The sequence below is a fragment of the Pseudomonas sp. GXM4 genome (assembly GCF_008923895.1).
In the GTDB taxonomy this organism is placed as follows: domain Bacteria; phylum Pseudomonadota; class Gammaproteobacteria; order Pseudomonadales; family Pseudomonadaceae; genus Aquipseudomonas; species Aquipseudomonas atacamensis.
This window is the reverse complement of record NZ_WBRZ01000149.1, coordinates 1-13,860: the sequence shown is the minus strand read 5'-3', so window position 1 is coordinate 13,860 and position 13,860 is coordinate 1. Positions and strand designations below refer to the sequence as shown.

Here is a 13,860-nt window from a genome sequence, read left to right as displayed (position 1 = left end):
TGAGAGTTTCCTTTGTCTTGCTCATAATAATTCTGGGGGAGCGCCGAATGTCCCTATTAAGATAATAGACGGCAGCTGTCCAGCCAGACTAACCGCCGCGATGGCGAAGGCCAACCTAAAACTTGGCAAGCGGTTTCGGCTGTGGTTGTGCGCCATATTCCTTGGTGTGGCTACGCAACGTCACAAGGCTACTGTCTGCGGTGCAATTGCCTACAGAAAAGGCCGAATCCCCCGGCAGCGTATCTGTCAGCTCAACGGTATCGTATGCCCCGTCACCGCCCATGTGACCAGGCAGGGCGACCTGTAGCGTCAAGATTCAACCTCCTGATTGAACAGGTTGTCCCTGCCTGACCTTTATGGCGATTGCGGGCTGGTGTGAAAGCCTCTGGATTGAGCAGGTCCGAGGTTTGATCGTTGGTTTGCAGTCGTCTCTTTTCGGTCACTTCCGTGTTTGGTGGCTGTGCGCAGGGCGCTTTCGGGCGCGCCGGTCTCCCTAATTCCTGCCGGCCTACTAACCTGCGCGCAGCTGCCGCCTTTCATAATCGGTCATCAAACGGCCAACTCATCAAGGCCCCCCGCGGACATTCAGCTCCCGTTTTCTTGGCCGAACGGCGAACTTTTTTGCTCATCTCCTGCGTTCATACGCCCCTGCAACAACGCGACGCGACAGCCGCAAGATCTGGAATCTGCTACATCCTAAAAGGTGAGATCAATCAGGCGCGTGCAGGGCATAAACGCGATTTGGCAATCACGTTTAAATTACACCAACTGTTACTCCAAAAAGCCTACAACGCCTTGCGCCGCTGCCTACGGGTACTTCAGAATCCGCCGGCTTACACGGCTATCGGTTGGGCTATATCGTTTCCCTGTCACTGCTAAACAGTGATCGGGTTTGGTAGCCCGCTCCGATATCGCCGTAAGGCGCCACCTTATTCAGCCTCATATTTGTGGCTGAGCTTTATATGGTGGGCATGCGTGGGGCTCATTCGTGAGCGCCGGGTTGCGTATCGACCGGTCTACCAACCCGCGCATGGCCGCCACCCATCGTTTGGTAGCGTGGGTGATGGCTCCTTATCTACTTCGATACGAGATTCATCTATGTTCAAAGTAACGCCAAACCCGCCAGCAGACGATTCAATTCCGTACGACCCCGCGCTCGAACCTCAGCGGATAAAAGATGCGGCCGCTCGCGCCATCAACTTTTACCTCGACCCTCAGACGCTCAAGACCACGATCCCCAAGCGTCAGCCAGGCAGGATCTTTCTCATCGACCCCACTGTTGACGAGGAAACGTTGCTCGTCGAAGCCTGTGAATCGCTGGCAGCCGCCAACGACATGGCCCGCGAAATCGGCGGCGTGATTGACCACCCACAGCGTCGATCACTGCTGATGTTGCAGCAGGTGATCATGTTGAGTGAGCTGATCGTCAATCGCGTGCTCGACAGCCGACGCGTGTCGAACTAGCCGGCAACCCAGGCATGAGGGGGCGTGCTCCCTCACTGCCAGCGGACGCGCCACAGCCGTGGCGCGGCATCCTCTTATCCAGACGCTCAAGCGACTCTCATCGGAGTTTCAGCTGATGTCACAGACACCGCCCCATCCGCCGGTCACCGAATCGGTATCGCCTTATGAATCCTTCCATTCAAAAAAACTTCACGACGCCGCCGAGCGCGCGCTCGACCATTACCTCGCGCCGGCCAAGATCAACGCTACGCCCTACAGTCCCAACACGTTGTTTATGGTCAACCCGGAATCCGACACCGAATCCTTGCTGGTCAACGCTTGCGAATCCCTGGCCTCGGCCACGGTGATGCTCGGTGATTTCGCCGGGATGCTGGAAGGCTCACGGCGCAATACTTTGTTGGGCATTGCGCAGGTAGTGATGTTGGGGGAGTTGGCCGTGAACAAAGCGTTGGATAACGTTGTGCCCACGTCCTAGAGCCAATGCGAACGCAAAAGCAGTCAGTCTGGCGACTGACTGCTTTCCTTAGTTGGTGAGCGCGTTAGGAACGGAGCCGTAAAGTTTTAAGGTTTGGAACGTCGCAACGTAATAATCGCTGTTGGACTCAACTCGGATATAACCCTCGGCGACTAACCATTGCAGCGTCTCGGTTAGAAATTGCTCCTGTGATGATGGTTCGTAAAAGCCGCTGGCATACGAGCCAGATTCGAGACCGAAGACTCCAGCATTCAGTCTGACTTGCGCAGGGCACGCATCTACCAACATCCTTAGAATCTTACCCACCAGCACATTAAATTCTGCTTTGTTATCAACGCTCACTGCCTTCTCCTTTTGGGCGCAGAGTTGCGCCTTGGCTGGGTGATCATAGTCAATTTTCCGCTCATCACGGGCTCTTTAAATCGGATTAAAAGGCAGTCACATAAAACCGCTTCATCATCACGTCTTCACGGATAGACCCGTATTGAACCCGGAGCCATGACGATGACCGACACCCACACCTTCACCCTCAAATTCCCCTTCACCAGCGCCAGCGGCGAGCTCCTGTCGGCACTGCCTATCAGACGCCTCAAGCGCAAAGACATCAGCGCCGCGCAAGTGGTGACCAAAGACGAAGGCGCCATGGAAGACCTGCTGGTCGCCAAGCTGTTGGGCATCACCCTTGAAGATCTGGGTGAGTTCGACATTGCCGACTCAACGCTCGCCACCGAGGTGTTGCGGGAAATGGCAGCCGGCCGAAACCTTGCTCCAGTCCTGGGACGAAGCGCTGCTGCTGGTGCTGAGGTTGCCGCCGTCTGAGATCGAACGGCTCGACATGGTCGAGTACTGGCGATGGGTCGAGGTCTGTCAGCGCGAGATCAATCGCCGGCTCGAACACGCCGAGCCAGCGCGCCGCTGACCACTGCCAGCAAACCGACTGCCACGCCCGCCACCAGCGCACCGCCCGCCGCCAAGGGGGCGGCGGCCATGGCCAGTAACGGCAGGCCCACACAGAACGCCGCCATCGCCGCCCACCACGGCAAATGCACCAAGCACACCCAGGCAAGGCCGATCACACCGGCGCCAATGGCCAGTGCATAGAGGGTGTGGGCAGTGCGTAACGCGGTTTTTTCAAACATGACCAAAGCGTAGCAACGATGGCCAACGAAGTCCTCATCGGTCTAAAAATCGGCGCCGTCGTCTCCGGCAGCCTCAACGCTGCGTTTGGGTCGGCGCAATCTACCGTGCGCCACTTGGGCCGCGCCGTCGATGGGCTCACGCTCAAGCAACAACAGCTGGGCCACGAGTTGGCGGCGTCATTGGCCCGTGGCGGCGCCGGCATCGGCCAGTTGCGTCGCCAGTACGACGCGGTCGGCCATACCCTTGATCAACTGCATCTAAAACAACAGCAGCTCGACGCCAGTTTGGCGCGCGGTCATGCGCTCAGAAGTCAGCGCAGCCAGTTGCGCGGCCAAGCCATGGAGACGATTGGCACCGGCGCGGCATTGGGCGCGCCCATCGTACAGTCGATAAAAACCGCCATTAATTTTCAGGACCAGACCCGTGACATCGCCATTGGCGGCGGTTTCGACCCGGCGCAAGAGCAACGCTTGAGCATGGCCATGCGCGGCGCCGCGCTGGCCTGGAATCAGACCCAAACCGACGTCGCCAATGGTACCGCCGTGTTGGTCGCCGGCGGCATCGATAACCTCCAGGCGCTCACGGACTACGCGCCAGTGCTGGCCAAAACCGCCACCGCGACGCGCGCCAGCATGGAGCACCTCGGCGCGGTGGCCATCGCCCTGAACGACAACCTGAACATCGGCGCGGCAGGCTTTGAGCGCTCGATGAACATGTTGGCCTTTGCCGGTAAAAGCGGGCAATTCGAGCTGGCCGACATGGCCAAGTGGCTGCCGCAATTAACGCCGCAGTTCGCCGCCCTCGGCATCACCGGCGAGCGCGCCGCAGCGCAGATCGGCGCATCACTGCAGATCGCCCGTCGCGGTGCCGGCAGCAATGACGAAGCCGCCAACAACTTCAAAAACTTCCTCTCCAAGCTCACGGCACCCGACACCCTCAAGGCGTTCGAGAAGGCCGGCATCGACCTCAAAGGCAGCCTGCACAATCTGGTCAGCGAAGGTTTGTCGCCAGCGCAAGCCATGCTCAGCATCCTCACCCAGCATTTGGGCAAAGACGCCCCCGACGCCGCCGCGCAGTACGGCAAGGCACTGGCCATCAACGACCAGCAGGAGCGGCAAACGGCGCTGGCGCGCTTGGATCAGGCCTACAAGTTAGGTGAGCTGTTTGCCGACCAGCAGGTCTTGTCGTTCATCCGCCCGGCGCTGGCCAATCAGCACGACATGGCCGGCATCGAGCAAGGCAGCCGCAACGCCGCCGACCAGGGCGTGCTTGATGACGACTGGATCAAACGGATGGGCAGTACCAAGGAGCAATTGAAAGCCCTGCGCATCAACCTGGCCGACATCGGTATTTCTGTCGGCAACGCGTTGCTGCCAGCGATCGTCGAGATCAGCCAAGCGCTGGTGCCGCTGATGCGTGGATTTTCGGCATGGGCCGGTGAGCACCCGGCGTTGATCAAAGGCGTTGTCGGTTTGGTCGGCGGTCTGCTGCTCGGCAAGTTGGCGTTTATCGGCCTGGCGTACGGCGCCAATCTGGTCGTCGCGCCGTTGGTGGCCATGTCCACGACGGTGACGGCGCTATCGGCGCGTTTCACCTTGCTGCGCAGTGCGTGGCAGATGGGCAAGTTCGCGCCGTTGATGTCGTCGCTTAAACGACTGGGTACGGGCCTGTTGGCGGTTGGGAGATACGCGGGGCTATTCACGCGCGGCCTGCTCATGGCGCTGACCAGCCCGCTCAAGCTGATGGCGCACGGTGCCTTGTTGTTGGGCAAGGTGTTGGGCGGTACGTTGCTGTTTGGCCTGAAGCTGGCAGGCCAAGCCGTTCTCTGGCTGGGCCGAGCCTTGATGATGAACCCTATCGGTCTGTTGATCACCGGGATCGCGATGGCGGCGTATTTGATTTACCGACACTGGCTGCCGATCAAAGCGTTTTTCACCGAGCTGTGGGCGGAGGTCAAAACCGGTTTTGACGGCGGGCTGACGGGCATCTTGGCGCTGCTGGTCAACTTCTCGCCGTTGGGTTTGATCTACCGTGCGTTTGCCGGGGTGATGAATTACTTGGGCGTCGAGTTGCCGGGCACGTTCACGGAGTTCGGTGGCATGCTCATCATCGGCTTGGTCGATGGCCTGCGTAACAGTCTCGGCGCGGTGAAAGACAGCGTGGTCGGCATCGGCTCGGCCATCAAAGGCTGGTTCACTGAAACCCTGGGCATCGAGTCGCCCAGCCGCGTGTTCATCGGTTACGGTGCCAACATCAGCCAAGGCGCGGCGTTGGGCATTGCTGCCCATGCGGGGCTGGTCAAGCAGGCCGCGCTGGGCATGGCCGAGCAGAGCCGCGTCGACATGGCGCCGCCGGACCTTCAGCAGGTGTCCAGGGCCAGCCGTATGGGTGGCGACAGCGCTTCGGCCACCAGCGCGGCGACCAGCATGACCTTCCATTTTTCGCCGCAGATCAACGTGCCCGCTGGCGCCGGGCCTGAAGCTATCAACCACGGGCTGCAAGCCGCTTACGGTGAGTGGACGCGCATGATGGAGCGCTACCTTCACGATGCTCGTCGTCGTAGTTACGGGCCGTCAGCCCAGGGTGGATTCTGATGTTTGCCATTCTCGGCGACATCGAATTCACCGTGGCCGGCGGCGTCAGTGCCATTGAACACAGCGGCGCCGCCGACTGGGCCGAGCACCCGCGCATGCAGGGCAAACCGTTGCTGGAGTGGGTCGGCGAAGGGCTCGATGAGTGCCAATTGACGCTCGAGTTGCACCCGATATTGGGCGACCCGGAGCAGCGCTTGCGCGCGCTGCGTCTGGCCAAAACTCAGCACCAGCCGTTGGCGTGGGTGATGGGCAGCGGTGAATACCTGGGCCCGTACGTCATCACCCATTTGAGCAACGTCATCCGCCGCACCTCGGCCACTGGGCAGTTGCTGGCCGCCACGTTGCAGATCAGTCTGCGCGAGTACACCGGCGCGTTTATTCGCAAGGCTCATACGCCCGGTTTGCTCGATCCCACGGCCCGCGACACCGCGCCGGCCATGGATTCACCGGGCGTGATCTCGCGCCAGGCAGCGGCGCCCAGTACGGCACAGAACGTCATTCGCCACGCCAAAACCGCCGGCAATGTGTTGCACCAAGCTCAGATCTTCTATCAGTGGGCCGAGGACGGCGACCCCGAGGACATTCTCGCTCAGGTCCCGCAGTTGCTTGGCGTCACTGCGCAAGCCATCGAGCCGCTGCAAGGTCTTGCCAGCGCTGCCGGGTTGCTGCGTGACGGCGCTGACCTGTCCCGGTTGGGCGAAGACGTGCTGGGCAGTGTCATGGGTGCCCGCGATTGCCTGAATCCCGTCGACCTTGCCAGCATCGTCAATCGCTTTGGCGCTTCACATGAAGCTCTTGACCAAGCTGTCACGGTACTGGACGGCGCCAGCGATCGCTTGGCCGGGCTGGCCGCCGACATCCTGACCCGGAGGCGTTGATGTTCATTCTGCACCTGACCACCGAAGGCGAGCGCTGGGATCAGTTGGCCTGGCGTTATTACGGCGACGCTCACCGTTACTTTCCAATCGTCGAAGCCAACCCCAACGTCCCGCTGAGCGCTACGTTGCCCTCGGGCCTGACCTTGGCCATTCCGCTACTTAATGCATTGCCCACCGCCCAGGACGTCCCGCCATGGATGCGCTAAACCCGCAACACGTTTTGCAGGCGCGCTTTGTGCTGACTTACCAGCAGCGCAACATCACCCGCGATGTGAGCGAGCATTTGCTGTCACTGACCTACACCGACCACCTGACCGGCAACGCCGACAGCCTGGAGGTCGAACTCGAAGACACTCAAGGCCGCTGGCGCGATGCCTGGTACCCTGGCCACGGCGATACGCTGACCTTGGCGATCGGCTGGCAAGGCGCGCCGTTGCGAACCCTCGGCCGGCTGGAAATTGACGAGGTCGAACTCAACGGCCCACCCTCGACCATCACCATTCATGCCTTGGCCACCGGCATCAACGGCCCGTTGCGCACCGTCGAACACCGCGCCTACGAAGACCTCACCCTGGCCGCCATCGCTCAACAGGTCGCCACCCGCCAAGGCCTCACTCTGGTCGGTCACATCGAGCCCATCCCACTCGACCGCCTGACCCAGCAAGACACCGACCTGACGTTCCTGCGCAACCTCGCTGCAACCTACGACTACGCCTTCAAAATCACCGGCCGGCAATTGGTCTTCCACGCCATTCAACGATTGGCGCAGGCCGCCCCGGTCGCCACGCATCGCCTCACAGACCTGGCCAATATCAACCTGCGCGACCAAATCAAAACGGTGCCCAAGGCCATCGAAATCAAACACAAAGACCCGGCCAAAAAACAGCTCATCACCTACACGCTGGTCAACAACCAAACCGTCGCCGCCCCGAGCAGTGTCAGCCAAACCACCACCAGCGCCGACACCCACAAAAGCCGACAGCGCAGCGCCACCACCGAACAGGCCCAGGCCAAAGCGAAAGCCGAAGTCGCCCAAGCCAACCGCCAACGCACCACCGGCCAATGGACCACCCAAGGCCAACCGCACCTCACCAGCGGCAACGTCATCCGACTCCTCACCACCGGCCAACTCAACGGCCGCTACCTCATCACCTCATCCACCCACCGCATCACCCGCCAATCCGGCTACACCACGACCCAACAGGTCGCCCGCATCTCAAACCATTAACCACTCACCAAAGGCAAAGCCTCCCATGCCCACCCAACTCGAATACGGCGAAGTCACCGCCCTGGACCACCAAACCTGCCGCCTGCGCGTACGCCTCGACGACCGTGACGGCGTCCAGACCTATTGGCTCAACATTCCACAACGCAACACCCAAGGCACACAACGCCGACCACTGATGCCTGAGATCGGCGAACAGGTGGCGGTGCTGCTGGACGCGGATGGCGTGGGCGGGGTTTGTTTGGGCGGGATTTATTCGACGGCGGAGCCACCACCGGTGGTGGATGAGGACACGGAGTTTGTGCGGTATAGCGATGGGACGGTGGTGGCGTATGACCGGGTGGCGGGGGTGATGAGGTTGGAGTGTGTTGGCGCGTTGAGTATGAAATGCGGAGACAAAATCACAATTGAAGCGAATGAATCAATTCTGGTGAAAACGCCGTCGGCAACTCTTGACGTCCAGCAGGTCAGGTTTAATGGCAACCTACTTGTTAGAGGCAATATTCACGCTAACGGCACAGTCACGGATGATGGGGGAAACTCGAACCACCACAAGCATTAAAGCTTTTTCGCGGGGGTGGGCTTCTTCTTTTTGTAGGTTTGTGTGAGGGCCATTGAGAGAGCGGTACCACTGCCAATGCGTTTGAAGTATTTGATGTCACTTTCCATTGTCTGCTCCAAACTCTTCCATGTGCCGGCGGGACCAAGGGCCGAGAGGTCGAAATTGTGTTCGATCAGCGCTTGCAGCATCTCCGGGTAACGTTTGTAGTAAAAATCCCAAGCAGTCAGAAATTTCACTCTCACGAGCGGGGATTTATGTGAGCGCATTTGAAAGTGGACATCTTTCAAAAAACGTACCTGCCAAGGCACATAGGGTGCGTAGTCGTCACCTGGCAGTTCGAGGTCGAAGGGATATATACCCGTGGATAGCTTGTTCAGATCTTCTAGGCTGCGGTTAAGATAAACAAACTCGAACTGATCGCTGAACGGTGCAGTACGGAAAAAACGATTGTATTTGACGCAGGCGGCGCTCATAAAGAGGCCGAGCGAAGGAATACCTTTCTCAGCATTGTGCGCATCAATCAGCGCCCCCCCGAAAAAGCATTCGACGTTTTCTAGCTTGTAATGAGTGAAATCGCCTTCAACCAAAACGGCACGAAAATAAATGTCTTGTCCCGTCAATCGGTGGTGAAGATCCTCTGCGAACTCTGTCAGCAGCCAAACGCAATCCTCTCGCGCGTGATCACTTCCAGCATCAGCCGTGTTGTAAACCAAGATGGTGTCTGAAAAAACGATCGTACTGAAATTTGTTTGATGATGAGCATTGAGCGTATCGAGAATCGAATAGACCCTAGCCACCTTTCGAGGCTCATCTCGGGTCATGTCAGAGAACCCCAAGATGTCTATGTAGAGAAGAAACCGGCTCATTCCATGCCCTTTTTATTTGTAATAGTGCGAGATAGTGCATCTCTTTAAATGCGATTAAAAGCTCGGCGCCCTTAGGTTTAGCACCATGGGCCCATGAATACGCCCATCCCCCACACCCACATCACCGCAGCCCACTGGCAACCCGCACTCGGTACCACCGGCGAGATCGTCGAAGGCCTGCGCGACATCGACCAATCCCTGCGCATCATCCTCACCACACCGAAAGGCAGCGACCCGCACCGTCCCGAGTTCGGCAGCAACCTCCACCGTTACCTTGACTGGCCCACCGATCGCGTCACGCCGCACTTGGTGCGCGAAGCCTTCGACGCCGTGCGCCAGTGGGAGCCGCGCGTCTCGGTCGATCAAGTCCACATCCAGATCAGCGCCCACCACATCACGGCCCGCGTGCAATGGCGCATCACCGGCCAGCGCCAGCAGCTCACCGAGGTGCCGTATGCGCGCGTTGCCTAAACCCGAATTCATCAAGATCGACCCCGCCGCGCTGGAGGCGGATCTGATCGCCCGCTACGAAAAGGCATCCGGCAAAACCCTGTACCCGGCACAGATCGAGCGGCTGTACATCGATCAAATCGCCTACGCCGTGTCCCGCTTGCAGATGAGCATTCAACACGCTGGCGAACAACTGCTGGTGCGCTTTGCTCGCGGCCCGATCCTCGATTATCTGGGCGAACTGGTTGCCACGCCGCGTCTGCTGGCCAAAGCCGCCCGGTGCACCGTGCGTTTCAGCCTGCCTACCGCGACCGCTCAAGCGTTACTCATCCCGGTAGGCACACGCGTCAGCACCCAAGACGCCAAAGTGGTCTTCACCACCGACCGCGATGTAACGCTGCCTGCCTATCAAACCGAAGTGTCGGTCACCGCCACGTGCCAGACGCTGGGCGAGCAAGGCAATGGCTGGACCCTCGGCCAGATCAGCGCGCTCATCAACGCGCCAGACCCAAGCCTCACGGCCAGCAACACAACCACCACGGCTAACGGTGCCGAAGACGAAAACGACGACCGCTACCGCGAGCGCATCATCCTGGCGCCCGAGGCCTTCAGCAACGCCGGCAGCCGCGCCGCGTACCGCTATCACACGCTGGCCGTGCACCAATCCATCATCGATGTCGCCGTCCACGGCCCCGACGAAGGCCAACCCGACGGTCACGTTGCGCTCTTTCCGCTGACCGCCGATGGCCTGCCGACGCCGCAACTGCTGGAAGACATCACAGAGCAAATCAGCGGCGAGAAACTTCGCCCGCTGTGCGACACCGTAATCGCGGCCGCGCCCATCGAGGTCCGCTACCAGATCACCGCCCACCTCACGTTGTATGCAAACGCCGACCGCAGCGCCGTGATGGCGGCAGCGAAAGCCGCCGCTACACGCTATGCCCAAACATGCAGCGCCGCGCTGGGGCACGATCTCGTCCCGGAACAACTCACCGCCGCGCTGCAAGTGCCCGGCGTTTACCGCGCGGACGTAAAAAAACCGGTCAACCTGCGTGAGCTTCAAAGCAACCAATGGGCACATTGCACCGCCATCAAGCTGACTGACGCCGGGGTCGCCGATGGCTGACGCGCTAACCCCTGCGCTGGCCGGCGACGCGCGCTTCACGCTGTTGTGCGAACTGCTCGACCAGTCACTCGCCGACCTCGACCTCAACGCCATGCTGGTCTACCTGATCGACTTGGTAAAACCCAGGCTGCTGCCACATCTGGCCGACCAGTTCTCACTGCTGGACGAAGCCGCGTGGCAGTTGGCCGAGTCCGAGCAAGCCAAGCGCAACCTCATCAAGAACGCCATCGAACTGCACCGTTTCAAGGGCACACCGTGGGCGATCCGCGAAGTCATCTACTTGCTCGGTTTCGGCGAAGTCACCCTGCAAGAAGGCCCGCAAACACAAGCCGACAACCAGCCGAGCCCGCCAACTGTCTGGCCGCTGTACCGCGTCATCCTCAAACGCACCATCACCAACGATCAAGCGGTACTCATACGCCGCGTCCTTCTATCCGTCGCCCCGGCGCGTTGTCGGCTGGTCTCACTCGACTACCAAGCCGTCGCCATCCGCTACAACGCAGTCGCCCGTTACGACGGCCAATACAACCACGGAAGCAGCTAATGGCCGACCTACCCGAAACCAACCAATGGACGCCCGGCGTCTACCAGATCGAGACCTCCGACCCCGTCGTCGGCGGCCCCGAGGGCGTGACCAATCTGCCCATCAAACAACTGAGCAATCGCACCGTTTGGTTAAAACAGAAGATCGAAGCGTTGATCAGTGGGACGGAGTCGGTGGGCAAAGCCAAACAGCTGACCTACGCGCGCTCTGCCTTTCGTTATTTGTCTGATTACGCAGTCGCCTTCGCCAGCCAATACGAAGCTGAAGAAGGCACTGACACGCACAAACCGATCAACGCGCTGGGGGTTCATCAGGCGATCGCATCCAAAACGGTACAAGCCACCGAAAGAGCATCGGGAATCGCGCGGATCGCGATCCAATTCGCCGTTAGATCAGGCGTTGAAACCAACACATTTGTGACGCCCCATACGCTTGCCGCTCTTTTCCCGTTCCGCGGCTGCAAGGTTTACTCCAAGCCCGGGATTTACACTTGGGATGTACCCTCAGGCGTGACCAAGGCATGGGTCGTCGTCATTGGCGGCGGCGGTGGTGGCGCACGTTCCATGACCCATCCAGGCCCGTCGGGAGGATCGGGCGCAGGCATCGCCAGAAAACTGGTCGATTTGCGTGGCCTGAAATCCGTAACGATAACCGTCGGCGCGGGCGGTATCGGGGCGTCCCATATGAACACCCAAGGTGGAAACGGTGGGACGTCGTCTTTCGGCATTTACCTCAATGCAACCCAGGGATACGGCGGAAGACTCGATGGTCAGGCACCTCATGGTGGCGTAGGCGTAGGGGGCGATGAAAACGAATCCATTGGCTTCGGAGGCCATCCTGTCGGCAGCGCTCACAATGTTGGCTTTATAGGCGGCGCAGGTGGAGGTGGTGAGTCCGGCGCTTCGTGGGATGACCCCACCGCGCCCTTAACACCTGGGCATGGCGGCGGCGGCCGTGGCGCCAGCGTGGCACCCAATGGCGCGGCTGGCCGGGTGACCATCCAATGGTGACCAACACATGGGCTCGAATTGAAAACGCCACCGTCACTGAAATCACCACCATCGACCCAAAGGACAGATTTCATCCCGCACTGATCTGGGTGATCTGTCCGCGCAACACCCAACCAGGCATGCAGTGGATAGATGGTGTGTTCTCACCGGCACCAGCGCCGACCATCGATCATTCGCGAACAATCGCCGCTGCACGTTACCAGCACGAAACAGCCGGCTTGACCCTCGACCGGATATCCATTGAGACCAGCCGCGAAAGCCAAGCCCTGATCACGGCAGCGGCGGTATCAGCGCTGATCGACCCCAACTACACCTGCACTTGGAAAACCCTAAACGGCCCGGTCGAACTTACCGCGACACAACTGATCGGCTTGGCCACTGCCGTGCGCAGCCACATACAAGGTTGCTTCAACCGTGAATTCGAATTACTCGACGCGTTGAATAAAGGCACTTACTCCCCCGACATGCTCGACCACGGCTGGCCAACCGCCCCAGGGACATAAACATGCAAGACATCCGCTGTGGTCAATGCCACCGCAAACTCGCCGCCGCCCAAAGCTTCACCGAACTGCAAATCAAGTGCCCGCGCTGCCGGACACTCAATCACCTGAAGGCCCCGAGCCTCCTATCCGAATGCCCTGAGCATCTGCCCACAAGAGCGCAGCCGTGCCCCAGCCCACCATTGGAAGCCTGTTCGCAGGCATAGGAGGTTTTGATGAAGGATTCGAAAAAGCAGGCTACCGCACCGCCTGGCAAGTGGAACTCAACCCCACCAACCGGGCTGTCCTTGCCGACCGATTTCCGCATGCCACCCAACACGAAGACGTGCGCCACTGCGGCGCCAACAACCTGCAATCCGTTGACGTCATCACCGCAGGCTTTCCCTGCCAAGACATCAGCAACGCCGGCAGCCGCCCCGGCAACCAACACACCCGAGGCCTGCAAGGCCAGCGCAGCGGCCTGTTTTGGGAAGTCATACGCATCCTCCAAGAAACACAACCTCGCTGGGTGGTCCTTGAGAACGTCGTTAACTTGCTCGCTATCAACGATAGCCGAGACTTTCAAACAGTCGTCCGGGCCCTTGCGGACAGCGGGTATGTGGGATGCTGGCGAGTGCTTAATGCTCAATATTTCGGAGTCCCCCAGCAACGTCGCCGGATATTCCTGGTCGCCGGTCATCACCGAATGCCCCCCATCGAGCTGCTGGCTGACGCCGCGCCAGTGGACGCAATACCTCCAGCGTCTCAATCGCAACCCTGGCCACGGCCCGCGGATGCATGGGCTGCCAATACTCTATTGGCAAACAAAGCCGGCTCCCAGATCGCTATGGGCTGTACCACTTTCGTCGCTCACCCGAACGGATGGCATCAGATGGTTGAGCGGCAGCGAACGTCTGACGATGATGGGCTTTGCCTCGGACTGGATGCGTCCAACCTTGCAGAAGCTTTCGCTGCCGGAAACGCCGTCGTCCCGCAAATCGCGCAATGGATCGCCGAAAAACTAATCAAAGCCCACTAACCCCACAG

General features: G+C 59.8%; 18 protein-coding genes. 15 read left to right on the top strand and 3 right to left on the bottom strand.

From position 1 onward, the window contains the following. Positions 1–1,098 precede the first annotated feature (1,098 nt). Entirely contained in the window at positions 1,099–1,464 is a 366-nt protein-coding gene (locus F8N49_RS17955; protein WP_122692007.1) for a DUF6124 family protein, read from the top strand. A 115-nt stretch (positions 1,465–1,579) separates the two neighbouring features. Next, entirely contained in the window at positions 1,580–1,939 is a 360-nt protein-coding gene (locus F8N49_RS17950) for a DUF6124 family protein (protein WP_151552013.1), read from the top strand. A gap of 48 nt (positions 1,940–1,987) precedes the next feature. Here F8N49_RS17950 and F8N49_RS17945 read toward each other — a convergent pair whose 3' ends face one another. After that, positions 1,988–2,281 (bottom strand): hypothetical protein, encoded by a 294-nt coding sequence (locus F8N49_RS17945; RefSeq protein ID WP_130888914.1) that lies wholly within the window; start codon positions 2,279–2,281, stop codon positions 1,988–1,990. A gap of 162 nt (positions 2,282–2,443) precedes the next feature. On the opposite strand from F8N49_RS17945, the gene F8N49_RS17940 reads away from it, so the two are divergent. Next, entirely contained in the window at positions 2,444–2,758 is a 315-nt protein-coding gene (locus tag F8N49_RS17940) for a phage tail assembly protein (RefSeq protein WP_130888913.1), read from the top strand. A 59-nt stretch (positions 2,759–2,817) separates the two neighbouring features. Here F8N49_RS17940 and F8N49_RS17935 read toward each other — a convergent pair whose 3' ends face one another. Further along, positions 2,818–3,078 (bottom strand): hypothetical protein, encoded by a 261-nt coding sequence (locus F8N49_RS17935; RefSeq protein WP_151552012.1) that lies wholly within the window; start codon positions 3,076–3,078, stop codon positions 2,818–2,820. Between the two features lie 18 nt (positions 3,079–3,096). On the opposite strand from F8N49_RS17935, the gene F8N49_RS17930 reads away from it, so the two are divergent. Genes F8N49_RS17930 through F8N49_RS17910 form a run of 5 tightly spaced genes read left to right on the top strand, consistent with a single transcriptional unit; the run spans position 3,097 to position 8,338 of the window. Then, the gene (locus tag F8N49_RS17930) at positions 3,097–5,673 is read left to right on the top strand and encodes a phage tail tape measure protein (protein WP_151552011.1); all 2,577 of its coding nucleotides are present in this window, start codon (positions 3,097–3,099) and stop codon (positions 5,671–5,673) included. After that, positions 5,673–6,551: a phage tail protein gene (locus F8N49_RS17925; protein WP_151552010.1), complete on the top strand. Its 879-nt coding sequence runs from the start codon at positions 5,673–5,675 to the stop codon at positions 6,549–6,551. The genes F8N49_RS17930 and F8N49_RS17925 overlap by 1 nt, the downstream gene beginning before the upstream one ends. Next, entirely contained in the window at positions 6,551–6,757 is a 207-nt protein-coding gene (locus F8N49_RS17920) for a tail protein X (RefSeq protein WP_130888909.1), read from the top strand. The genes F8N49_RS17925 and F8N49_RS17920 overlap by 1 nt, the downstream gene beginning before the upstream one ends. Further along, positions 6,745–7,779 (top strand): phage late control D family protein, encoded by a 1,035-nt coding sequence (locus F8N49_RS17915; RefSeq protein WP_151552009.1) that lies wholly within the window; start codon positions 6,745–6,747, stop codon positions 7,777–7,779. Before F8N49_RS17920 ends, F8N49_RS17915 begins: the two co-directional genes overlap by 13 nt. Positions 7,780–7,804: 25 nt before the next feature. Then, the gene (locus F8N49_RS17910; protein ID WP_151552008.1) at positions 7,805–8,338 is read left to right on the top strand and encodes a phage baseplate assembly protein V; all 534 of its coding nucleotides are present in this window, start codon (positions 7,805–7,807) and stop codon (positions 8,336–8,338) included. Here the strand turns inward: F8N49_RS17910 and F8N49_RS17905 are convergent. Then, the gene (locus F8N49_RS17905) at positions 8,335–9,204 is read right to left on the bottom strand and encodes a hypothetical protein (RefSeq protein WP_130888906.1); all 870 of its coding nucleotides are present in this window, start codon (positions 9,202–9,204) and stop codon (positions 8,335–8,337) included. The two genes, F8N49_RS17910 and F8N49_RS17905, sit on opposite strands and share 4 nt — an antisense overlap. 93 nt (positions 9,205–9,297) lie before the next feature. On the opposite strand from F8N49_RS17905, the gene F8N49_RS17900 reads away from it, so the two are divergent. Genes F8N49_RS17900 through F8N49_RS17870 form a run of 7 tightly spaced genes read left to right on the top strand, consistent with a single transcriptional unit; the run spans position 9,298 to position 13,852 of the window. After that, positions 9,298–9,675, top strand: a complete 378-nt coding sequence (locus tag F8N49_RS17900) for a GPW/gp25 family protein (RefSeq protein WP_130888905.1) — start codon at positions 9,298–9,300, stop codon at positions 9,673–9,675. Continuing rightward, a complete protein-coding gene (locus tag F8N49_RS17895) occupies positions 9,659–10,780 on the top strand; it encodes a baseplate J/gp47 family protein (RefSeq protein WP_151552007.1) in 1,122 nt (373 codons plus the stop codon). The genes F8N49_RS17900 and F8N49_RS17895 overlap by 17 nt, the downstream gene beginning before the upstream one ends. Beyond that, positions 10,773–11,324 (top strand): phage tail protein I, encoded by a 552-nt coding sequence (locus F8N49_RS17890; protein ID WP_151552006.1) that lies wholly within the window; start codon positions 10,773–10,775, stop codon positions 11,322–11,324. Before F8N49_RS17895 ends, F8N49_RS17890 begins: the two co-directional genes overlap by 8 nt. Further along, a complete protein-coding gene (locus F8N49_RS17885; RefSeq protein ID WP_130888902.1) occupies positions 11,324–12,334 on the top strand; it encodes a glycine-rich domain-containing protein in 1,011 nt (336 codons plus the stop codon). The genes F8N49_RS17890 and F8N49_RS17885 overlap by 1 nt, the downstream gene beginning before the upstream one ends. Continuing rightward, positions 12,328–12,837 (top strand): DUF4376 domain-containing protein, encoded by a 510-nt coding sequence (locus F8N49_RS17880; protein WP_151552005.1) that lies wholly within the window; start codon positions 12,328–12,330, stop codon positions 12,835–12,837. Before F8N49_RS17885 ends, F8N49_RS17880 begins: the two co-directional genes overlap by 7 nt. Positions 12,838–12,839: 2 nt before the next feature. Further along, positions 12,840–13,040 carry a Com family DNA-binding transcriptional regulator gene (locus tag F8N49_RS17875; protein ID WP_130888900.1) on the top strand — a complete coding sequence of 67 codons (201 nt, stop codon included), beginning with the start codon at positions 12,840–12,842 and terminating at the stop codon, positions 13,038–13,040. Then, on the top strand, positions 13,001–13,852 hold the full coding sequence (locus F8N49_RS17870; RefSeq protein WP_151552004.1) for a DNA cytosine methyltransferase: 852 nt from the start codon (positions 13,001–13,003) through the stop codon (positions 13,850–13,852). Before F8N49_RS17875 ends, F8N49_RS17870 begins: the two co-directional genes overlap by 40 nt. Positions 13,853–13,860: the final 8 nt, after the last annotated feature.